We start from the raw sequence: 21,111 nt of genomic DNA, 5'->3' as shown, positions 1-21,111 counted from the left end.
GGGCACTCCCCGCCGTTCCCGGCCGTTCCCTCTGTGACGGCCGGGAGGGGGCCTCCCAGCGGTGTCCGGGGAGGTACCGTTGCCGTTCCACCAGCGCCAGTTGCCTGTACGAGACGGAGTGCCACCGGATGCAGCACGCAGTGGGGGCACCGCTGCCGCCGCCCCAGGGACACGGAAACGGACCTGTCGGCTGGTCGCCCCAGTCCCAGCACCCCGGAAACCCCGGTCCGCCGGTCCCGCCACCGGCGGGCCACCCCGGGCCGCACCCGTCGGGCCCGCCGGCTCCGCCGCCCCCGACCGGACGGCCCGTACCGCCGCCTGCGGCCGCCCCCGCCCAGCAGGGGCCGGGCCAGGGCTGGAGCGGCCCGGCACCGCACCAGGCCCCCGCGCCGGTCTCCAGGGAGACCACCGGGCACATCCAGCTGCCGCCAGGCGGGCCCGTACCGCTGCCCGCACCGCCCGCCGAGCCCGGGACCGGCACCGCGACCCTCGCCGTGCTCCTGATCGGCCCGGCAGGCGCCGGGAAGACCACCGTGGCCAAGCTCTGGGCCAGCCGCCGCCGGGTCCCCACCGCGCACGTCAGCCTCGACGACGTCCGCGAGTGGGTCTGCTCCGGTTTCGCGGACCCGCAGACGGGGTGGAACGACCAGTCCGAGGCCCAGTACCGGCTGGCCCGCCGCACCTGCGGCTTCGCCGCCCGCAACTTCCTGGCCAACGGCATCTCCTGCATCCTCGACGACGCGGTCTTCCCCGACCGCCCCGTGGTGGGCCTCGGCGGCTGGAAGCGTCATGTCGGCCCCGGCCTGCTGCCCGTCGTCCTGCTGCCGGGCCTGGAGATCGTCCTGGAGCGCAACGCCGCCCGCAGCGGAAACCGCCGCCTCTCGGACGAGGAGGTCGCCCGGATCCACGGCCGGATGGCCGGCTGGTACGGCTCCGGGCTGCCGATCATCGACAACTCGACCTATGACGTGGAGACCACCGCCCGCGTCCTGGACGACATACTCGCCCGCTCCATAGCCAGCCCCCCGGCCTGGTGACCCGGCGCCGGACGGCTGCCGGACCGCACCCCGGTCGGGTGCGCTGACCGGGCGGTCCCGCTCCGGCGCTCGTACGCTCGATTCATGTCAGAGGTGTACGCCGTCCGCCGCGGGCTGCTCCGCGACCGGTGCGCCGCCGTCGGATCCGCGGCCGCCCTGGTCTCCCGCCCCGCCAATGTCCGCTATCTGGCGGGGGGAGCGCCGCCGGGCGCCGTGCTGCTGCTCGGCCCCGACGAGGACGTTCTGCTCTGCCCGCGTCCCCCGACCGGTGATCCGGCCGACGGACGCACCGACGAACAGCTCCGGGTGGACCTGCTGTCGGTCACCGGCGGCGATCCGGTGGTCGCCGCCGCGGATCTGGCCACCTCCCGCGGTGCGGAGTCCCTCGCCGTCGAGGAGCACGATCTGACGGTTGCCCGGCACCGGGCCATGGGTGCGGTCGCCCCGAAGCTCCGGCTGGCCGACCTGGGGGTCACCGTCGAGCAGCTGCGCATCGTCAAGGACGAGGAGGAGATCGGCTGTCTGCGGATCGCCGCCGAGATCACCGACCAGGCGCTCGGTGAACTCCTCGAATCGATTCTCGTGGGCCGCACCGAACGGCATCTCGCGCTGGAACTGGAGCGCCGGCTGGTGGACCACGGCGCCGACGGCCCCGCCTTCGCCACTTCCGTCGCCACCGGGCCCAACTCCGGCCTCGGCCGCCACCGGCCCTCGGACCGCAGGGTGGAGGAAGGAGATTTCCTCTCCGTCTGCCTCGGTGCGAACTACCGCGGCTACCGGTGCGAGATCGGCCGCACCTTCGTCATCGGAACGGCTCCGGCCGACTGGCAGATCGAGCTCTACGACCTGGTTTTCGCCGCTCAGAGGGCTGGGCGGGAGGCACTTGTGCCCGGTGCCGCCTACCGCGACGTGGACCGTGCGGCCCGCCATCTCCTGGACTCCGCGGGCCATGGTGAGGGCCTCCCGTCCCGGACCGGGCACGGGGTGGGGCTCGAAATCGACGAGGACCCGCAGCTGGCACCTGCCGCCATGGGTAAACTGGACGCTTGTGTGCCGGTCACCGTCGAACCGGGGGTCCACCTCCCGGGCCGGGGCGGGGTCCGGATCGATGACACGCTCGTCGTGCGCCCCGAGGCGGACGGCGGACCCGAGCTACTCACCATTACGACCAAGGAGCTGCTCGCGCTCTAGCGCGCATCCTCGGTCGTTCCACCAGCTTCAGTCCAGGAGATTCCGCAACCGTGGCTTCCACGAACGACCTCAAGAACGGCCTGGTGCTCAAGCTCGACGGAGGCCAGCTCTGGTCCGTCGTCGAGTTCCAGCACGTCAAGCCCGGCAAGGGCCCTGCCTTCGTGCGCACCAAGCTCAAGAACGTGCTCTCCGGCAAGGTCGTCGACAAGACGTTCAACGCCGGCGTGAAGGTCGAAACGGCCACCATTGACCGGCGCGACATGCAGTTCTCGTACATGGACGGCGAGTACTTCGTCTTCATGGACATGGACACCTACGATCAGCTGATGGTCGACCGCAAGGCCGTCGGCAACGCCGCCAACTTCCTGATCGAGGGCTTCACCGCCTCCGTGGCGCAGCACGAGGGCGAGGTGCTCTACGTCGAGCTGCCGGCCGCCGTCGAGCTCGTCATCCAGCACACGGACCCGGGCGTCCAGGGCGACCGTTCCACCGGTGGCACCAAGCCTGCCACGCTGGAGACCGGTTACGAGATCGGTGTCCCGCTCTTCATCTCGACCGGTGAGAAGATCAAGGTCGACACCCGCTCGGGCGATTACCTCGGCCGGGTGAACAGCTAACCGTGGCTGCCCGGAATACGGCCCGCAAGCGCGCCTTCCAGATCCTTTTCGAGGCCGACCAGCGCGGTGAGTCCGTGCAGACGGTCCTCGCGGACTGGGTACGGCACTCGCGGTCCGACACCCGTCAGCCGCCGGTCACCGAGTACACGATGGAGCTCGTCGAGGGGTACGCGCAGTATGCGGACCGCATCGACGACCTCATCGTCACCTATGCCGTGGACTGGGAGATCGACCGCATGCCGGTCGTCGACCGGAACATCCTGCGGCTCGGCGCGTACGAGCTGATCTGGGTGGACGCGACCCCGGACGCGGTGGTGATCGACGAGGCGGTGCAGATCGCCAAGGAGTTCTCCACCGACGACTCCCCGTCCTTCGTGAACGGCCTGCTGGCCCGTTTCAAGGAGCTCAAGCCGAACCTTCGCCGGGAGCAGTAGCTGCCGGCGGCGCTCAGCCGACGAAGGGCCCGCGGTCGACAGACCGCGGGCCCTTCGTCGTACTCCCGCTCCGGGCGGACTTCCGGAAAAACAGCAGCGCCGGACCGGCGGGGCGTCCGGGAAAGGGCCCCACCGATCCGGCGGTACGTTTCTGCTGGGCTGCTCAGCCCTCGTCGTGGGCGACCGCGCGACGCGCGTCCGCGTCCAGCACGCCCCAGCTGATCAGCTGTTCCGTGAGCACGGACGGCGACTGGTCGTAGATCACGGCGAGCGTGCGCAGGTCGTCCTGGCGGATCGAGAGCACCTTGCCGTTGTAGTCACCGCGCTGGCTCTGGATCGTTGCCGCGTAGCGCTGCAGCGGTCCGGCCTTCTCCGGCGGGACGTGGGCGAGGCGCTCCAGGTCCAGGACGAGCTTCGGCGGCGGCTCGGCGGCGCCGCCGGGCGTGGTGCCGGGCAGGAGCTCCTGCACCGGGACACCGTAGAAGTCGGCCAGCTCGGCGAGGCGCTGCACGGTCACGGCACGGTCGCCGCGCTCGTACGATCCCACCACAACGGCCTTCCAGCGGCCTTGGGACTTCTCCTCGACGCCGTGGAGGGAGAGGCCCTGCTGGGTGCGGATGGCACGGAGCTTGGCCCCGAGCTGCTTTGCGTATTCGCTGGACATAAGGCTCCCGGGACGCTGGAACATTTCGCGGCTCCGCCGCGTGGCTGGTAACTCACTGTGAGGTTACGCAGCGTTACTTGGGTGCGTCAAGCTGAATGATCCGGACCGGCACCTCCCAGGGGTGCGACGAGGGCCCTGCACAAGCCCTGGTAACGTGGATGACGCAATTTCGACGTCCTTTAAGATCCGTCCAGTGAGGCGGAGAAGGAGGTCCGTTTCTTATGGACGCACAGCACGACGCCACCGGCAATGCGGCACGCCCCGTTCTCGAGGCTCCCGACATCGCCCGAGTACTGACCCGTATCGCCCACGAGATCGTCGAACGCGCCAAGGGCGCCGACGACGTGGTGCTCCTCGGCATCCCGACCCGCGGCGTCTTCCTCGCCCGCAGGCTCGCCGACAAGCTCGAAGAGATCACCGGCCGGAAGATGCCGGTCGGCTCCCTCGACATCACGATGTACCGCGACGACCTGCGGATGCACCCGGCCCGGGCCCTGGCCCGCACCGAGATCCCCGGCGAGGGCATCGAGGGCCGCCTGGTCGTCCTCGTCGACGACGTCCTCTTCTCCGGCCGCACGATCCGCGCCGCGCTCGACGCGCTCGGCGACATCGGCCGGCCCCGCGCGGTGCAGCTCGCGGTCCTCGTCGACCGCGGACACCGTGAACTCCCGATCCGTGCCGACTACGTCGGCAAGAACCTCCCCACGTCGCTGCGGGAGACGGTCAAGGTCCAGCTCGCCGAGGAGGACGGCCGCGACGCCGTGCTGCTCGGGGTCGAGCAGGCCGCCCCGGCGGTCGAGCAGTAGCTGCCTTCTCCGTACGGCCCACCTGCCGTACGGCGGCTTCCGCACGCCCGCACGCCTGAACCCTCCAGCAACCGGAGAACACCCAGATGAAGCGCCACCTCATCTCGGCCGCCGACCTCACCCGCGACGACGCCGTCCTGATCCTCGACACCGCCGAGGAAATGGCCAGAGTCGCGGACCGGCCGATCAAGAAGCTCCCGACCCTGCGCGGCCGTACCGTCGTCAACCTCTTCTTCGAGGACTCGACGCGTACCCGCATCTCCTTCGAGGCGGCCGCCAAGCGGCTGTCCGCCGATGTCATCAACTTCTCCGCCAAGGGCTCGTCCGTCTCCAAGGGCGAATCGCTCAAGGACACCGCCCTCACCCTGGAGGCGATGGGCGCGGACGCCGTCGTCATCCGGCACGGCGCCTCCGGAGCTCCCTACCGGCTGGCCACGTCCGGCTGGATCGACGGCGCGGTCGTCAACGCCGGTGACGGCACCCACGAGCACCCCACCCAGGCACTCCTGGACGCCTTCACCATGCGCCGCAGGCTGGTCGGGGCCGACACCGGCCTCGGCCGGGACCTGGAAGGCCGGCGGATCACGATCGTCGGCGACATCCTGCACAGCCGGGTCGCCCGCTCCAACGTCCACCTGCTGACCACCCTCGGCGCCCACGTCACCCTGGTGGCCCCGCCCACCCTGGTCCCGGTCGGCGTCGAACAGTGGCCGTGCGATGTCAGCTACAGCCTCGACGAGGTGCTGCCGGACTCGGACGCGGTGATGATGCTCCGGGTGCAGCGAGAGCGGATGAACGCCGCGTACTTCCCGACCGAGCGCGAGTACTCCCGCCGCTACGGACTGGACGGCGAGCGGATGGCGAAGATGCCCGGGCACGCCATCGTCATGCACCCCGGCCCCATGGTCCGCGGCATGGAGATCACCGCCGAGGTCGCCGACTCCGACCGCTGCACGGTCGTCGAGCAGGTCGCCAACGGCGTCTCGATCCGCATGGCCGTGCTCTACCTGCTGCTCGGCGGCTCCCAGCCCGCCGCCCCCGCCCTTCCTGCCCGTACCGAGGAGAACAAGTAACCATGAGCAAGATCCTTATCCGCGGTGCGAAGATCCTCGGCGGCGAGCCGACGGACGTCCTCATCGACGGCGAGACCATCGCCGCGGTCGGCACCGGCCTCGACGCCGGCGACGCCACCGTCGTCGAGGCGGCCGGCCAGGTCCTGCTGCCCGGCCTGGTCGACCTTCACACCCATCTGCGCGAGCCCGGCCGCGAGGACTCCGAGACCGTCCTGACCGGCACCAGGGCCGCCGCCGTCGGCGGCTTCACCGCCGTCCACGCCATGGCCAACACCTTCCCGGTCGCCGACACCGCCGGCGTCGTCGAGCAGGTCTGGCGGCTCGGCAAGGAGTCCGGCTACTGCGACGTGCAGCCCATCGGCGCCGTCACCGTCGGCCTGGAGGGCAAGCAGCTCGCCGAACTCGGCGCCATGCACGATTCGGCCGCTGGAGTGAAGGTCTTCTCCGACGACGGCAAGTGCGTCGACGACGCGGTGATCATGCGCCGCGCCCTGGAGTACGTGAAGGCGTTCGACGGGGTCGTCGCCCAGCACGCCCAGGAGCCCCGCCTCACCGAGGGCGCCCAGATGAACGAGGGCATCGTCTCGGCCGAGCTCGGCCTCGGCGGCTGGCCCGCGGTCGCCGAGGAGTCGATCATCGCCCGCGACGTGCTGCTCGCCGCCCACGTCGGCTCCCGGGTGCACATCTGCCACCTGTCGACCGCCGGCTCCGTCGAGATCGTCCGCTGGGCCAAGTCCAAGGGCTGGAACGTCACCGCCGAGGTCACCCCGCACCACCTGCTCCTCACCGACGAGCTCGTACGGTCCTACAACCCGGTCTACAAGGTGAACCCGCCGCTGCGCACCGAGGCCGACGTCCTGGCCCTGCGCGAGGCCCTGGCCGACGGCACCATCGACTGCGTCGCCACCGACCACGCCCCGCACCCGCACGAGGACAAGGACTGCGAGTGGGCCGCCGCCGCCATGGGCATGGTGGGCCTGGAGACCGCGCTCTCGGTCGTCCAGCAGACGATGGTGGACACCGGACTGATCGACTGGGCCGGCGTCGCCGACCGCATGTCGTTCCGCCCCGCCGCCATCGGCCGTCTCGACGGACACGGCCGGCCCGTCTCGGAGGGCGAGCCCGCCAACCTCACCCTGGTCGATCCGGCATACCGTGGAGCGGTGGACCCCGCGGGCTTCGCCTCCCGCAGCCGCAACACTCCGTACGAGGGGCGTGAGCTGCCGGGCCGAGTGACCCACACCTTCCTGCGGGGCCGTGCCACGGTCGTCGACGGGAAGCTCGCGTGACAACACTCAGCCCCACCCACCAGCTGTACCAACTGGCCGCCGAGCAGAAGTCGGCGGAGGTGACCGACTGGTCCGCCCGCATCAGCTGGGTGATCGGACTGATGGTCCTCGTGGCGTTCGTCTACTGGCTGATGCGCCAGGGATGGAAGTGGCGCGGCAGCCTCCAGTCCGGCCTGTCGGATCTCGCGACCACACCGGACGGCTACGCCGACGGCGAGAAGCTGCTCACCCTGACCGGGCGCTACCACGCCTCGACGACGGCCGGGCAGTGGCTCGACCGTGTCGTCGCCCACGGCCTCGGCACCCGCAGCCGCGTCGAGCTCACCCTCACCGAACAGGGCCTCGACGTCGTACGGCCCGGCGCGACGGACTTCTTCGTCCCCGCAGCCGACCTGCGCGAGGCCAGGACCGACAAGGCACTCGCCGGCAAGGTCCTGCCCGAGGGCGGACTCCTGGTCATCACCTGGGCGCTCGGCGACCAGCTGATCGACTCCGGATTCCGCTCCGACCACTCGGCCGAGCACGCCGCCTGGGTCGAAGCCGTCAACGGCCTCGCCGGCACTCATCTCACCAGCACTACGGAAGGCACCGCACGATGACGATCTCCACCCGGGGAGCCGCCAAGGCTCCCGCCGTACTCGTCCTGGAGGACGGCCGCGCCTTCCGCGGCCGCGCCTACGGGGCTGTGGGGGAGACCTTCGGCGAGGCGGTGTTCTCCACCGGCATGACCGGCTACCAGGAGACGCTGACCGACCCCTCGTACCACCGCCAGGTGGTCGTGATGACCGCCCCGCACATCGGCAACACCGGTGTGAACGACGAGGACCCCGAGTCGAAGCGGATCTGGGTCTCCGGCTACGTGGTGCGCGACCCCGCCCGGGTGCCCTCCAACTGGCGCTCGCAGCGCTCCCTCGACGAGGAGCTCGCGAACCAGGGCGTCGTCGGCATCAGCGGCATCGACACCCGCGCCCTCACCCGCCACCTGCGCGAGCGCGGCGCGATGCGCGTCGGCATCTTCTCCGGCAACACCATCGCCGACGAGGGCACGCTGCTCGCCCGGGTGCGTCAGGCCCCCGAGATGAACGGTGCCGACCTCTCCGCGGAGGTCGCCACCAAGGAGAGCTACGTCGTCCCGGCGATCGGCACCAAGAAGTTCACCGTCGCGGCGATCGACCTCGGCATCAAGGGCATGACCCCGCACCGGATGGCCGAGCGCGGCATCGAGGTGCACGTCCTGCCCGCCACCGCCACCCTGGAGGAGGTGTACGCGGTGAAGCCCGACGGCGTCTTCTTCTCCAACGGCCCCGGCGACCCGTCCACCGCCGACCACCCGGTCTCCGTCATGCAGGGCGTCCTGGAGCGCGGGACCCCGCTCTTCGGCATCTGCTTCGGCAACCAGATCCTGGGCCGCGCCCTCGGCTTCGGCACGTACAAGCTGAAGTACGGCCACCGCGGTATCAACCAGCCCGTGCAGGACCGTTCGACCGGCAAGGTCGAGGTCACCGCGCACAACCACGGGTTCGCCGTCGACGCCCCGCTCGACAAGGTCTCCGACACCGCCTACGGGCGGGCCGAGGTCTCCCACGTCTGCCTGAACGACCAGGTCGTCGAGGGCCTCCAGCTCCTCGACCGGCCGGCCTTCAGCGTCCAGTACCACCCCGAGGCGGCCGCCGGCCCGCACGACGCCGCGTACCTCTTCGACCGTTTCGTCTCCCTGATGGAGGGCCAGCGTGCCTAAGCGCTCCGATATCCAGTCCGTCCTGGTCATCGGCTCCGGCCCGATCGTCATCGGGCAGGCCGCCGAGTTCGACTACTCCGGCACCCAGGCCTGCCGGGTCCTCAAGGCCGAGGGCCTGCGCGTCATCCTGGTGAACTCCAACCCGGCGACGATCATGACCGACCCGGAGATCGCCGACGCCACCTACGTCGAGCCGATCACCCCCGAGTTCGTCGAGAAGATCATCGCCAAGGAGCGCCCCGACACGCTGCTCCCCACCCTGGGCGGCCAGACCGCGCTCAATACCGCGATCTCCATGCACGAGAACGGTGTCCTGGAGAAGTGCGGCGTCGAGCTCATCGGCGCCAACGTCGAGGCCATCAACAAGGGCGAGGACCGCGACCTCTTCAAGGGCGTCGTCGCGGCCGTCAAGGCGAAGATCGGTTACGGCGAGTCCGCCCGCTCGGTCATCTGCCACTCCATGGACGACATCATCAAGGGCGTCGACACGCTCGGCGGCTACCCCGTCGTCGTCCGCCCCTCCTTCACCATGGGCGGGGCCGGCTCCGGCTTCGCCCACGACGAGGAGGAGCTGCGCCGCATCGCCGGACAGGGCCTCACGCTCTCCCCGACCACCGAGGTGCTCCTGGAGGAGTCCATCCTCGGCTGGAAGGAGTACGAGCTGGAGCTGATGCGCGACAAGAACGACAACGTCGTGGTCGTCTGCTCCATCGAGAACTTCGACCCGATGGGCGTCCACACGGGTGACTCCATCACCGTCGCACCGGCGATGACGCTCACCGACCGCGAGTACCAGCGGCTGCGCGACATCGGCATCGCGATCATCCGCGAGGTCGGCGTCGACACCGGCGGCTGCAACATCCAGTTCGCCATCGACCCGGTCGACGGCCGGGTCATCGTGATCGAGATGAACCCGCGCGTCTCCCGCTCCTCGGCGCTGGCGTCGAAGGCCACCGGCTTCCCGATCGCCAAGATCGCCGCCAAGCTGGCCGTCGGCTACACGCTCGACGAGATCCCCAACGACATCACCGAGAAGACCCCGGCCTCCTTCGAGCCGACTCTCGACTACGTCGTGGTCAAGGCCCCGCGCTTCGCCTTCGAGAAGTTCCCCTCCGCCGACTCCACCCTCACCACCACCATGAAGTCGGTGGGCGAGGCCATGGCGATCGGCCGGAACTTCACCGAGGCACTCCAGAAGGCGCTGCGCTCCCTGGAGAAGAAGGGCTCGCAGTTCGCCTTCACCGGCGAGCCCGGCGACAAGGCGGCGCTGCTGGCCGAGGCGGTCCGCCCGACCGACGGCCGGATCAACACCGTCATGCAGGCGATCCGGGCCGGCGCCACCCAGGAAGAGGTCTTCGAGTCCACGAAGATCGACCCCTGGTTCGTCGACCAGCTCTTCCTCATCAAGGAGATCGCCGACGAGCTGGCCGCCGCCGACAAGCTCGTCCCCGAGCTGCTGGCCGACGCCAAGCGGCACGGCTTCTCGGACGTCCAGATCGCCGAGATCCGCGGTCTGCGCGAGGACGTCGTCCGCGAGGTGCGGCACGCGCTCGGCATCCGCCCGGTCTACAAGACGGTCGACACCTGCGCCGCCGAGTTCGCCGCGAAGACGCCGTACTTCTACTCCTCCTACGACGAGGAGAGCGAGGTCGCGCCCCGCACCAAGCCTGCGGTGATCATCCTCGGCTCCGGACCCAACCGCATCGGCCAGGGCATCGAGTTCGACTACTCCTGTGTCCACGCCTCCTTCGCGCTGAGCGACGCGGGCTACGAGACCGTGATGGTCAACTGCAACCCGGAGACCGTCTCCACTGACTACGACACCTCCGACCGTCTGTACTTCGAGCCGCTGACGCTTGAGGACGTGCTGGAGATCGTGCACGCCGAGTCCCTCGCGGGCCCGATCGCGGGTGTCATCGTCCAGCTCGGCGGCCAGACCCCGCTCGGCCTGGCGCAGGCACTCAAGGACAACGGCGTACCCGTCGTCGGCACCCCGCCGGAGGCGATCCACGCCGCCGAGGACCGTGGCGCCTTCGGCCAGGTCCTGGCCGAGGCCGGTCTGCCCGCCCCCAAGCACGGCACCGCCACCACGTTCGCCGGGGCCAAGGCCATCGCCGACGAGATCGGCTACCCCGTCCTCGTCCGCCCGTCGTACGTGCTCGGCGGCCGCGGCATGGAGATCGTGTACGACGAGACCCGCCTCGAGGCGTACATCTCCGAGTCCACCGAGATCAGCCCCACCCGGCCGGTCCTGGTCGACCGCTTCCTCGACGACGCCATCGAGATCGACGTCGACGCGCTCTACGACGGCACCGAGCTCTACCTCGGCGGCGTCATGGAGCACATCGAGGAGGCCGGGATCCACTCCGGGGACTCCGCCTGCGCTCTGCCCCCGATCACCCTCGGCGGCTACGACATCAAGCGGCTGCGCGCCTCCACCGAGGGCATCGCCAAGGGCGTCGGCGTACGCGGACTGATCAACATCCAGTTCGCGCTCTCCGGAGACATCCTCTACGTCCTGGAAGCCAACCCGCGCGCCTCGCGCACGGTCCCCTTCACCTCGAAGGCGACCGCCGTCCCGCTCGCCAAGGCCGCAGCCCGCATCTCGCTGGGCGCCACCGTGGCAGAGCTGCGCGAGGAGGGGCTGCTGCCGAAGCACGGCGACGGCGGCACCCTGCCGCTGGACGCGCCGATCTCCGTCAAGGAGGCCGTCATGCCGTGGTCGCGCTTCCGCGACATCCGCGGCCGCGGCGTCGACACGGTCCTCGGCCCGGAGATGCGCTCCACCGGTGAGGTCATGGGCATCGACTCGGTCTTCGGCACGGCGTACGCCAAGTCGCAGGCCGGCGCGTACGGCCCGCTGCCCACCTCGGGCCGCGCCTTCATCTCGGTCGCCAACCGCGACAAGCGCTCGATGATCTTCCCGGCCCGCGAGCTGGTCGCCCACGGCTTCGAGCTGATGGCCACCTCCGGCACGGCCGAGGTGCTCAAGCGCAACGGCATCAACGCGACGGTCGTGCGCAAGCAGTCCGAGGGCGAAGGCCCGAACGGCGAGAAGACCATCGTGCAGCTGATCCACGAGGGCGAGGTCGACCTCATCGTCAACACGCCGTACGGGACGGGCGGCCGGCTCGACGGCTACGAGATCCGCACCGCGGCCGTCGCCCGGTCCGTGCCGTGCCTCACCACGGTCCAGGCGCTCGCCGCGGCGGTCCAGGGCATCGACGCCCTCAACCACGGCGACGTGGGCGTCAGTTCCCTCCAGGAACACGCGGAACATCTGACCGCGGCCCGCGACTAGCCCGCTCCCAGGGGGACACCGGAAACGGTGTCCCCCTCTTCGTGAGAACGCCGAGGACACCCCTGATGTACAAACTCTTCTTCCAGCTGGTCTTCAAGCGCATGGACCCGGAGCGGGCCCACTACGCCGCCTTCCGGTGGATCCGTCTCGCCGCCCGCATCCCGGTCCTGCGCACCTTCGTCGCCGCCGCCCTCGCACCGCGTCACAAGGAGCTGCGCACCGAGGCCCTCGGCCTGCGGATGCACGGCCCCTTCGGCCTCGCCGCGGGCTTCGACAAGAACGCCGTGGCGATCGACGGGATGTCGATGCTCGGCTTCGACCACATCGAGATCGGCACGGTCACCGGCGAGCCGCAGCCCGGAAACCCGAAGAAGCGGCTGTTCCGCCTCGTCGCGGACCGTGCGCTGATCAACCGCATGGGCTTCAACAACGAGGGCTCGGCCGCCGTGGCCGAGCGCCTGGCCCGTCGGGTGCCGGTCTTCCGGACCACGGTCGGCGTCAACATCGGCAAGACCAAGGTCGTCCCGGAGGCCGAGGCCGCCGCCGACTACGTGAAGTCCACCGAGCGGCTCGCCGCCCACGCCGACTACCTCGTCGTCAACGTCTCCTCGCCGAACACACCCGGCCTGCGCAACCTCCAGGCCACCGAGTCGCTGCGCCCGCTGCTGTCCGCCGTGCGCGAGGCCGCCGACCGCACCGTCACCGGCCGCCGGGTCCCGCTCCTCGTCAAGATCGCCCCCGACCTCGCGGACGAGGACATCGACGCGGTGGCCGACCTCGCGGTCGAACTGGGCCTGGACGGCATCATCGCCACGAACACCACCATCGCCCGCGACAGCCTCGGCCTGCAGTCCTCGCCGTCCCTGACGGGGGAGACCGGCGGACTGTCCGGCGCACCCCTCAAGGAGCGCTCCCTGGAGGTCGTGAGCCGCCTCTACGCACGCGTGGGCGACCGGATCACCCTGGTGGGCGTCGGCGGCATCGAGAACGCCGAGGACGCCTGGCAGCGCATCCTCGCCGGTGCCACGCTCGTGCAGGGCTACAGCGCCTTCATCTACGAGGGCCCGTTCTACGCCCGCGCCATCCACAAGGGCCTGGCCGCACGCCTGGCCGCCTCCCCGTACACCACCCTCGCCGACGCCGTCGGCGCGGAAACCAGGAAGGCCGTGAAATGACCCCGGAACCCTTCGGCGCACGGCTGCGCCGGGCCATGGACACCCGTGGGCAGCTCTGCGTGGGCATCGACCCGCACGGCTCCCTGCTCACCTCGTGGGGACTGAACGACGACATCGCGGGCCTGGAGCGGTTCACCCGTACGGTCGTCGACGCCCTGGCCGACCGGGTCGCCGTGCTCAAACCGCAGTCCGCCTTCTTCGAGCGCTTCGGCTCGCGCGGCGTCGCCGTCCTGGAGAAGGCCGTCGAGGAGGCCCGCGCGGCCGGCGCCCTGGTCCTGATGGACGCCAAGCGCGGCGACATCGGCTCCACCATGGGCGCCTACGCCTCGACGTACCTGGACAAGGACTCGCCGCTGTTCTCCGACGCGGTCACCGTCTCGCCGTACCTCGGCTTCGGCTCGCTGCGGCCAGCGCTCGACGCGGCGGCGGTCTCCGGCTCGGGCGTCTTCGTGCTTGCCCTCACCTCCAACCCGGAGGGCGCCGAGGTACAGCGTGCCACCGCGGCCGACGGCCGCTCGCTGGCCCAGCTGATGCTCGACCACATGGCCGCCGAGAACGAGGGGGCCACCCCGCTCGGTTCGGTCGGCGCGGTGGTCGGCGCCACGCTCGGCGACGCGGGCGTGAACCTCGCGATCAACGGACCGCTGCTCGCGCCGGGCATCGGAGCGCAGGGTGCGACCCCGGCGGATCTGCCGGGCGTCTTCGGCGAAGCGGTGCGCGATGTGCTGCCCAGCGTGAGCCGGGGCGTGCTGCGCCACGGTCCGGACGCGGCAGGGCTGCGCGAAGCCGCCGAGCGGTTCGCGGACGAGGTCCGCGTGGCCGTCTCGGACGGCTGACCATGCCACGTAACAGCGTGTTGACGTAATCCTGACCAAAAAACTCGGTTGTTATGCCAGGAATGTCCTGGTCGGCAAAGGCTGACCAGGACTTTTCGTCTGTTCTCGCTGACTCCGGCGGCCCTGGCCGCTAGTCTCCGTCGAGAGCCAACGCACACAGGTTGTTCGTTGCTCACCAGGTGAGGGGCGATCCCGCTGCCTCACCGGTCCGTATCCGACAGATCGACATCCGAGGTGACGTAGGCGTGGCTCTTCCGCCCCTTACCCCTGAACAGCGCGCAGCCGCGCTCGAAAAGGCCGCCGCGGCTCGCCGGGAGCGGGCCGAGGTCAAGAATCGACTCAAGCACTCCGGCGCCTCCCTCCACGAGGTCATCAAGTCGGGACAGGAGAACGACGTCATCGGCAAGATGAAGGTCTCCGCCCTGCTGGAGTCGCTGCCCGGCGTGGGCAAGGTCCGTGCCAAGCAGATCATGGAGCGGCTCGGCATCTCCGAGAGCCGCCGGGTCCGGGGTCTTGGCTCCAACCAGATCGCATCCCTGGAGCGTGAGTTCGGCGGCAGCGCCGCCTGACGTTCTCAGGCACTCCTGAGAACCTGGATAATCGCTCCATGGCTGCAACATCCCGGGGGACGTCCCCCGTACCCCCGGACGTACGTCCGCGGCTGACCGTGCTCTCCGGCCCCTCGGGGGTCGGCAAGAGCACGGTCGTCGCGCATATGCGCAAGGTCCACCCCGAGGTATGGCTCTCGGTGTCGGCGACGACCCGCAAGCCCCGCCCCGGCGAACGCAACGGCGTCCACTACTTCTTCGTGGACAACGAGGAGTTCGACAAGCTGATCGCCAACGGCGAGCTGCTGGAGTGGGCCGAGTTCGCCGGCAACCGCTACGGCACGCCGCGCCGCGCCGTGCAGGAGCGTCTTGAGGCGGGCGAACCGGTGCTGCTGGAGATCGACCTCCAGGGCGCCCGGCTGGTCAGGCAGTCGATGGCCGACGCCCAGCTGGTCTTCCTGGCGCCGCCGAGCTGGGACGAGCTGGTCCGCCGGCTCACCGGCCGCGGTACCGAGGCGCCCGAGGTGATCGAGCGCCGTCTCGTTGCGGCCAGGGTCGAACTGGCTGCCGAATCCGAGTTCGATACGACACTTGTCAATACCTCCGTCGAGGACGTGGCACGTGAGCTGCTAGCCTTGATGCTGGAGGCTTCCGGCCACCGTGCCGAAAGCGACTGAACGAACCGGGCGCACCGACACGGGGGACCGCACCACAGAGCCCCTGACTGTCAAAGATTTCTTTGATCTTCATCCCCTTCGGAAGGCAGAGCGTGTCCTCTTCCATCACCACGCCCGAGGGCATCATCAACCCGCCGATTGATGAGCTCCTCGAAGCAACCGACTCGAAGTACAGCCTCGTGATCTACGCCGCCAAGCGCGCGCGCCAGATCAACGCGTACTACTCGCAGCTCGGTGAGGGTCTCCTCGAGTACGTCGGTCCGCTCGTCGACACCCACGTGCACGAGAAGCCGCTCTCGATCGCACTCCGCGAGATCAACGCGGGCCTGCTCACCTCCGAGGCCATCGAGGGCCCCGCGCAGTAAGCAGGAAACGCACCTTCACCTCAGGCCCGGCGGTCACACCGCCGGGCCTGAGGTGTGTCCGGGGCGGCAGTCCGGCGCCCGCGGCGGTGAGGCAGCATGGGTGCCGTACGTATCCGAGTACGTACCCGAGTGCGGGGAGACGCAGTGGAGAAGCCGAAGGTCGTTCTGGGCGTCAGCGGGGGCATCGCCGCGTACAAGGCGTGCGAGCTGCTGCGGCGGCTGACCGAGTCCGGCCATGACGTACGGGTCGTGCCGGCCGAGGCGTCGCTCCACTTCGTGGGCGCGGCCACCTGGTCGGCGCTCTCCGGGCACCCGGTTTCGACCGAGGTCTGGAACGACGTCCACGAGGTCCCGCACGTACGCATCGGGCAGCACGCCGACCTCGTCGTCGTCGCCCCCGCCACCGCCGACATGCTGGCCAGGGCGGCCCACGGGCTCGCCGACGACCTGCTCACCAACACGCTGCTCACCGCCCGCTGTCCGGTCGTCTTCGCGCCCGCCATGCACACCGAGATGTGGGAGCACCCGGCCACCCGGGAGAACGTCGCCACGCTGCGCCGCCGGGGCGCCGTCGTCATCGAGCCCGCCGTCGGCCGGCTCACCGGCGTCGACACCGGCAAGGGCAGGCTGCCGGATCCGGGGGAGATCTTCGAGGTCTGCCGCCGGGTGCTGGCGCGCGGTCCCGTCGCCCCCGACCTGGCGGGCCGCCACGTCGTGATCAGCGCGGGCGGCACCCGGGAGCCGCTCGACCCGGTCCGCTTCCTGGGCAACCGCTCGTCCGGGAAGCAGGGATACGCGCTCGCCCGCACCGCGGTCGCCCGCGGCGCGCGGGTCACGCTGGTCGAGGCCAACACCGGCCTGCCCGATCCCTCCGGCGCCGACGTCGTCCGGGCCGGAACCGCGATGCAGCTGCGCGAGGCCGTGCTGAAGGCGGCGGCGGACGCCGACGTCGTGGTGATGGCGGCAGCCGTCGCCGACTTCCGCCCGGCCGAGTACGCCACGGGGAAGATCAAGAAGAAGGACGGACAGGAGCCCGCGCCGATCGCGCTCGTCCGCAACCCGGACATCCTCGCCGAGGTCGCCACGCGACGCGCCCGGCCGGGACAGATCGTGGTCGGATTCGCCGCCGAGACCGACAACGTCCTGGCCAACGGCCGCGAGAAGCTCCGCCGCAAGGGCTGCGACCTGCTGGTGGTCAACGAGGTGGGGGAGCGCAGGACCTTCGGCTCCGAGGAGAACGAAGCGGTGGTGCTCGCGGCCGACGGCGGTGAGACCCCGGTGCCCTACGGACCCAAGGAAGCGCTCGCCGACACGGTCTGGGATCTCGTGTCGCCACGTCTTGCGTGAATTTCTCGTGTCGTCGTTCCGGCGGTCCTGTCCCCGGGGAACACGGGGCTCGACGGCTCCGCCGGAGGCCGCCCGGGACCTTCTGGCGCCCGTGCCGCATGTCACAGAACTCCCAAAGGGCGAGACATGTTGTCCGACAGCCGGAGCCGACCGATAAACTGGTCCAGGACCGTACCGGGCGCAGCTCCCGGGCCGGTCCGCCCAATGATCAGCCAGCAGCCGCTGCAACCCCAGGGAGCGATGTGTCCCGCCGTCTCTTCACCTCGGAGTCCGTTACCGAGGGTCACCCCGACAAGATCGCTGACCAGATCAGCGACACCATTCTCGATGCACTCCTCACCGAGGACCCGACGTCGCGTGTCGCCGTCGAGACCTTGATCACCACAGGTCAGGTGCACGTTGCGGGTGAGGTCACGACCAAGGCCTACGCCCCGATCGCACAGCTGGTGCGCGACAAGATCCTGGAGATCGGCTACGACTCCTCCAAGAAGGGCTTCGACGGCGCCTCCTGTGGCGTCTCGGTGTCCATCGGCGCGCAGTCGCCCGACATCGCGCAGGGCGTCGACACCGCCTACGAGAAGCGGGTCGAGGGCGACGAGGACGAACTCGACAAGCAGGGCGCCGGCGACCAGGGCCTGATGTTCGGGTACGCCTGCGACGAGACGCCCGAGCTGATGCCGCTGCCGATCCACCTGGCGCACCGGCTGTCCCGCCGCCTCTCCGAGGTCCGCAAGAACGGGACCATCCCCTACCTGCGCCCCGACGGCAAGACCCAGGTCACCATCGAGTACGACGGCGACAAGGCGGTCCGCCTCGACACGGTCGTCGTCTCCTCGCAGCACGCCAGCGACATCGACCTCGACTCGCTCCTCGCACCCGACATCCGCGAGTTCGTCGTCGAGCACGTCCTGAACCAGCTCATCGAGGACGGCATCAAGCTCGACACCGAGGGCTACCGCCTGCTGGTCAACCCGACCGGACGCTTCGAGATCGGCGGCCCGATGGGCGACGCCGGTCTCACCGGCCGCAAGATCATCATCGACACCTACGGCGGGATGGCCCGCCACGGCGGCGGCGCCTTCTCCGGCAAGGACCCGTCGAAGGTGGACCGCTCGGCCGCGTACGCGATGCGCTGGGTCGCCAAGAACGTCGTCGCGGCCGGCCTCGCGGCCCGTTGCGAGGTACAGGTCGCCTACGCGATCGGCAAGGCCGAGCCGGTGGGGCTCTTCGTCGAGACCTTCGGCACCGCCGCGATCGAGACCGAGAAGATCGAGCAGGCCATCGGCGAGGTCTTCGACCTCCGCCCGGCCGCGATCATCCGCGACCTCGACCTGCTCCGCCCGATCTACGCGCAGACCGCGGCGTACGGTCACTTCGGCCGCGAGCTTCCCGACTTCACGTGGGAGCGCACGGACCGGGTCGCCGCACTGCGCAAGGCCGCGGGCCTGTAGGCCAGCCGACGCCCCTGGGGCGCCTTTCGCCGGAGCCCGGACGCCTCATCGGTGTCCGGGCTCCGGCGTTGCGGCAGTGTCCGGCGCCGGCCTGTATGTCAGTGGCGTCTGGTAGGAATTTGGCTGTGAGCAGCGACAACGAGCGGTCCGAGGAGCCCGACGCCGGTGTGCCGGAGCAGCTTGCGCTGATCCGGGAGACGGTGCGCCGGGCGAAGGTGCCGCGCGCCAAACCAAGGACCTGGCGCGGCGCCACGCTCGCCAAGGAGCTGCCCGTCGCCCGCGTCCTGGTGAACAAGGGCGCACTCCATCTCGACCAGTACTTCGACTACGCGGTCCCGGAGGAGCTGGACGCCGACGCACAGCCCGGGGTGCGGGTGCGGGTGCGCTTCGGCGCCGGGGGGCGCAACGTCCGGGGCGGGCGGCGGGAGGGCGGCGGTCTCATCGACGGATTCCTGGTCGAGCGGCTGGCCGAGTCCGACTACAGCGGCGCACTGGCCGCGCTCGCCTCCGTCGTGTCACCCGAACCGGTGCTCGGGCCGGAGCTGCTCGGCCTCGCCCGGGCCGTCGCCGACCGGTACGCGGGCAGCCTCGCGGACGTCCTGCAGCTCGCCGTGCCGCCGAGGAACGCCCGGGCCGAGTCCAAGCCGTCCCCCGAACCGATGCCGCCGCCGGTGGCGCCCCCTCCCGGTACCTGGGCGCGGTACGCGCAGGGGCCTGCGTTCCTCGACGCGCTGGCCGGGGGCGGTGCGCCCCGGGCTGTGTGGACCGCGCTGCCGGGTCCGCACTGGCCGCAGGAGATCGCCGGCGCCGTCGCCGCGACCCTTGCGTCGGGCCGGGGCGCGCTGGTCGTCGTCCCCGACGGGCGGACCGCGGGACGGGTCGACACCGCGCTCACCGCCGTTCTCGGAGAGGGCCGCCACGCCCTGCTGACGGCCGGCTCCGGGCCCGAGAGGCGCTACCGGGAATGGCTCGCCGTGCGGCGCGGATCCGTCCGGGCCGTGGTGGGGACCCGGGCCGCGATGTTCGCCCCGGTCGCCGGCCTCGGCCTGGTGGTGATCTGGGACGACGGGGACTCCAGCCACAGCGATGACAACGCCCCCTTCCCGCACGTCCGTGAGGTCCTCGAACTGCGGGCCGCGCACAGCCGATGCGCCTTCCTCCTCGGCGGTACGAACTGCACCGTGGAGGCCGCTCAGCTGGTGGAGAACGGCTGGGCGCTGCCGCTGCGCGCCGACCGGGAACAGACACGGATCGCGGCGCCTCTGGTGCGTACCGTCGGCGACGGCGAGCTGGCGCGGGACGGTGCCGCGCGGGCCGCCAGGCTGCCGAGCCTTGCCTGGCAGACCGTCCGGGACGGACTGCGCAGCGGCCCGGTGCTGGTGCAGGTGCCCCGTCGTGGTTACGCCCCCCGGCTGGCCTGCGAGCGCTGCCGGGAGCCCGCGCGGTGCCGGCACTGCGCGGGGCCGCTGGAGGCGCCCGACCAGCAGGACCTGAACTGCGCCTGGTGCGGGCGGGCCGAGACGTCCTGGCACTGCGTCGCCTGTGGAGCCCGCCGGCTGCGTGCGCAGATCGTCGGGGCCCGCCGGACCGCGGAGGAGCTCGGCCGGGCCTTCCCCGCCGTGCCGGTGCGGACGTCCGGGCGCGACCACGTGCTGGACTCGGTGCCGGACCAGCCCGCGCTCGTCGTCAGCACGCCTGGTGCCGAGCCGGTTGCCGAGGGCGGGTACGCGGCGGCGCTGCTGCTCGACGGCTGGGCGATGGTCGGCCGCCCGGACCTGCGGGCCGGGGAGGAGGCGCTGCGCCGATGGACGGCTGCCGCCGCGCTGGTACGGGGGCAGCCGGAGGGCGGCACGGTGGTGATCGTCGCCGAGCCGACGCTGCGGCCCGTGCAGGCGCTGGTGCGGTGGGATCCGGTCGGGCACGCGCGGCGTGAGCTCGCGGAGCGGGCCGAGCTGGGCTTCCCTCCGGTGTCCCGGATGGCGTCGGTGACGGGGGAGCCGCAGGCACTCGCGGCTTTTCTGGCCGCGGCGGAGCTGCCCCCGGACGCGGAGGTGCTTGGTCCGGTGCCGGTTCCCGGCAGTGAGCCGGGACGGCCCCGCAGACCGTTCGACGCACCACCGGGCGAGACATGGGAGCGGGCGCTGGTCCGGGTGCGCCCGGGAAGCGGGGCGGCTCTGGCGGCCGCGCTGAAGGGGGCGCAGGCGGCGCGGATGTCGCGGGGCGGTGGGGGTGGTGGTGCGGTGCGGATCCGGGTGGATCCGCCGGACATCGGGTGACGGTGGGTTGCCCGAGTCCGGGGCGGGGGGTTCCGTCCTCAATCGCCGGACGGGCTGGGTTTGTGCGGGTTTCCCCGCGGGGTGCGCGGTGTGTCGGTGGGTGGGGGTCCGGGGTCCCTCCGGGGCGTCTCCTCAAACGACGAACGTGCGGCGGGTACGCGATGAAACCCGGGTATCTGTTCGTCGTCCTGCGGGGACTCCCCTGCACGCCCCCGGACCCGGCCGCCGTGCGTCTGCAACGGTCATCGAGCCGGTGTGCAGGCGCGAGTGATGCAAGGGGTGGGGA

General features: G+C 70.9%; 19 protein-coding genes. 18 read left to right on the top strand and 1 reads right to left on the bottom strand.

Annotated elements, in window-relative coordinates:
- Positions 1-128: 128 nt before the first annotated feature.
- From ACFVW8_RS29270 to nusB, 4 genes are all read left to right on the top strand, one after another.
- Positions 129-1,037 (top strand): Pro-rich N-terminal domain-containing protein, encoded by a 909-nt coding sequence (locus ACFVW8_RS29270; protein WP_389695183.1) that lies wholly within the window; start codon positions 129-131, stop codon positions 1,035-1,037.
- An 84-nt stretch (positions 1,038-1,121) separates the two neighbouring features.
- The gene (locus ACFVW8_RS29265; protein WP_389695181.1) at positions 1,122-2,228 is read left to right on the top strand and encodes an aminopeptidase P family protein; all 1,107 of its coding nucleotides are present in this window, start codon (positions 1,122-1,124) and stop codon (positions 2,226-2,228) included.
- A 50-nt stretch (positions 2,229-2,278) separates the two neighbouring features.
- Positions 2,279-2,845 carry an elongation factor P gene (gene efp / locus ACFVW8_RS29260; RefSeq protein WP_389695179.1) on the top strand — a complete coding sequence of 189 codons (567 nt, stop codon included), beginning with the start codon at positions 2,279-2,281 and terminating at the stop codon, positions 2,843-2,845.
- Between the two features lie 2 nt (positions 2,846-2,847).
- A complete protein-coding gene (gene nusB, locus ACFVW8_RS29255; RefSeq protein ID WP_266776532.1) occupies positions 2,848-3,279 on the top strand; it encodes a transcription antitermination factor NusB in 432 nt (143 codons plus the stop codon).
- A 163-nt stretch (positions 3,280-3,442) separates the two neighbouring features.
- On the opposite strand, the gene bldD is transcribed toward nusB, so the two are convergent.
- Positions 3,443-3,943, bottom strand: coding sequence for a transcriptional regulator BldD (bldD, locus tag ACFVW8_RS29250; protein WP_014157378.1), 501 nt, complete (start codon positions 3,941-3,943; stop codon positions 3,443-3,445).
- Between the two features lie 221 nt (positions 3,944-4,164).
- Between bldD and pyrR the strand changes: the two genes are divergently transcribed.
- The 14 genes from pyrR (at position 4,165) to ACFVW8_RS29180 (ending at position 20,825) form a co-directional block, all read left to right on the top strand.
- Complete coding sequence (pyrR, locus tag ACFVW8_RS29245; RefSeq protein ID WP_389695177.1) at positions 4,165-4,749, top strand: bifunctional pyr operon transcriptional regulator/uracil phosphoribosyltransferase PyrR; 585 nt, start codon at positions 4,165-4,167, stop codon at positions 4,747-4,749.
- Positions 4,750-4,835: 86 nt separating this feature from the next.
- The gene (locus ACFVW8_RS29240; RefSeq protein WP_389695176.1) at positions 4,836-5,822 is read left to right on the top strand and encodes an aspartate carbamoyltransferase catalytic subunit; all 987 of its coding nucleotides are present in this window, start codon (positions 4,836-4,838) and stop codon (positions 5,820-5,822) included.
- A 2-nt stretch (positions 5,823-5,824) separates the two neighbouring features.
- Entirely contained in the window at positions 5,825-7,111 is a 1,287-nt protein-coding gene (locus ACFVW8_RS29235; RefSeq protein WP_389695174.1) for a dihydroorotase, read from the top strand.
- Positions 7,108-7,710: a hypothetical protein gene (locus tag ACFVW8_RS29230; protein ID WP_389695172.1), complete on the top strand. Its 603-nt coding sequence runs from the start codon at positions 7,108-7,110 to the stop codon at positions 7,708-7,710. The genes ACFVW8_RS29235 and ACFVW8_RS29230 overlap by 4 nt, the downstream gene beginning before the upstream one ends.
- Positions 7,707-8,849, top strand: coding sequence for a glutamine-hydrolyzing carbamoyl-phosphate synthase small subunit (gene carA, locus ACFVW8_RS29225; protein WP_389695170.1), 1,143 nt, complete (start codon positions 7,707-7,709; stop codon positions 8,847-8,849). Before ACFVW8_RS29230 ends, carA begins: the two co-directional genes overlap by 4 nt.
- Positions 8,842-12,150, top strand: a complete 3,309-nt coding sequence (gene carB, locus ACFVW8_RS29220; protein WP_389695168.1) for a carbamoyl-phosphate synthase large subunit — start codon at positions 8,842-8,844, stop codon at positions 12,148-12,150. Before carA ends, carB begins: the two co-directional genes overlap by 8 nt.
- Before the next feature lie 65 nt (positions 12,151-12,215).
- Positions 12,216-13,325: a quinone-dependent dihydroorotate dehydrogenase gene (locus ACFVW8_RS29215; protein WP_389695166.1), complete on the top strand. Its 1,110-nt coding sequence runs from the start codon at positions 12,216-12,218 to the stop codon at positions 13,323-13,325.
- Positions 13,322-14,161, top strand: a complete 840-nt coding sequence (pyrF, locus tag ACFVW8_RS29210; RefSeq protein ID WP_389695164.1) for an orotidine-5'-phosphate decarboxylase — start codon at positions 13,322-13,324, stop codon at positions 14,159-14,161. Before ACFVW8_RS29215 ends, pyrF begins: the two co-directional genes overlap by 4 nt.
- Before the next feature lie 245 nt (positions 14,162-14,406).
- Positions 14,407-14,730, top strand: a complete 324-nt coding sequence (locus tag ACFVW8_RS29205; protein WP_018524251.1) for an integration host factor — start codon at positions 14,407-14,409, stop codon at positions 14,728-14,730.
- A gap of 38 nt (positions 14,731-14,768) precedes the next feature.
- Entirely contained in the window at positions 14,769-15,386 is a 618-nt protein-coding gene (gene gmk, locus ACFVW8_RS29200; protein ID WP_389695162.1) for a guanylate kinase, read from the top strand.
- A gap of 92 nt (positions 15,387-15,478) precedes the next feature.
- The gene (rpoZ, locus tag ACFVW8_RS29195; protein WP_003970369.1) at positions 15,479-15,751 is read left to right on the top strand and encodes a DNA-directed RNA polymerase subunit omega; all 273 of its coding nucleotides are present in this window, start codon (positions 15,479-15,481) and stop codon (positions 15,749-15,751) included.
- A 144-nt stretch (positions 15,752-15,895) separates the two neighbouring features.
- A complete protein-coding gene (coaBC, locus tag ACFVW8_RS29190; RefSeq protein WP_389695160.1) occupies positions 15,896-17,098 on the top strand; it encodes a bifunctional phosphopantothenoylcysteine decarboxylase/phosphopantothenate--cysteine ligase CoaBC in 1,203 nt (400 codons plus the stop codon).
- Positions 17,099-17,340: 242 nt separating this feature from the next.
- Positions 17,341-18,549 (top strand): methionine adenosyltransferase, encoded by a 1,209-nt coding sequence (gene metK / locus ACFVW8_RS29185; protein WP_389695158.1) that lies wholly within the window; start codon positions 17,341-17,343, stop codon positions 18,547-18,549.
- Between the two features lie 125 nt (positions 18,550-18,674).
- Positions 18,675-20,825, top strand: a complete 2,151-nt coding sequence (locus tag ACFVW8_RS29180) for a primosomal protein N' (RefSeq protein ID WP_389695156.1) — start codon at positions 18,675-18,677, stop codon at positions 20,823-20,825.
- Positions 20,826-21,111 lie beyond the last annotated feature (286 nt).

Source organism: Streptomyces sp. NPDC058221 (genome assembly GCF_042882365.1).
Classification (GTDB): Bacteria; Actinomycetota; Actinomycetes; order Streptomycetales; family Streptomycetaceae; genus Streptomyces.
This window is presented reverse-complemented; position numbering and strand designations above follow the sequence as displayed.

Coding starts and splice junctions, on each gene's coding strand:
- ACFVW8_RS29270 (WP_389695183.1), top strand. CDS start 129: ATGCAGCACGCAGTGGGGGCACCGCTGCCGCCGCCCCAGGGACACGGA.
- ACFVW8_RS29265 (WP_389695181.1), top strand. CDS start 1,122: ATGTCAGAGGTGTACGCCGTCCGCCGCGGGCTGCTCCGCGACCGGTGC.
- bldD (WP_014157378.1), bottom strand. CDS start 3,943: ATGTCCAGCGAATACGCAAAGCAGCTCGGGGCCAAGCTCCGTGCCATC.
- pyrR (WP_389695177.1), top strand. CDS start 4,165: ATGGACGCACAGCACGACGCCACCGGCAATGCGGCACGCCCCGTTCTC.
- ACFVW8_RS29240 (WP_389695176.1), top strand. CDS start 4,836: ATGAAGCGCCACCTCATCTCGGCCGCCGACCTCACCCGCGACGACGCC.
- ACFVW8_RS29235 (WP_389695174.1), top strand. CDS start 5,825: ATGAGCAAGATCCTTATCCGCGGTGCGAAGATCCTCGGCGGCGAGCCG.
- carA (WP_389695170.1), top strand. CDS start 7,707: ATGACGATCTCCACCCGGGGAGCCGCCAAGGCTCCCGCCGTACTCGTC.
- ACFVW8_RS29215 (WP_389695166.1), top strand. CDS start 12,216: ATGTACAAACTCTTCTTCCAGCTGGTCTTCAAGCGCATGGACCCGGAG.
- pyrF (WP_389695164.1), top strand. CDS start 13,322: ATGACCCCGGAACCCTTCGGCGCACGGCTGCGCCGGGCCATGGACACC.
- gmk (WP_389695162.1), top strand. CDS start 14,769: ATGGCTGCAACATCCCGGGGGACGTCCCCCGTACCCCCGGACGTACGT.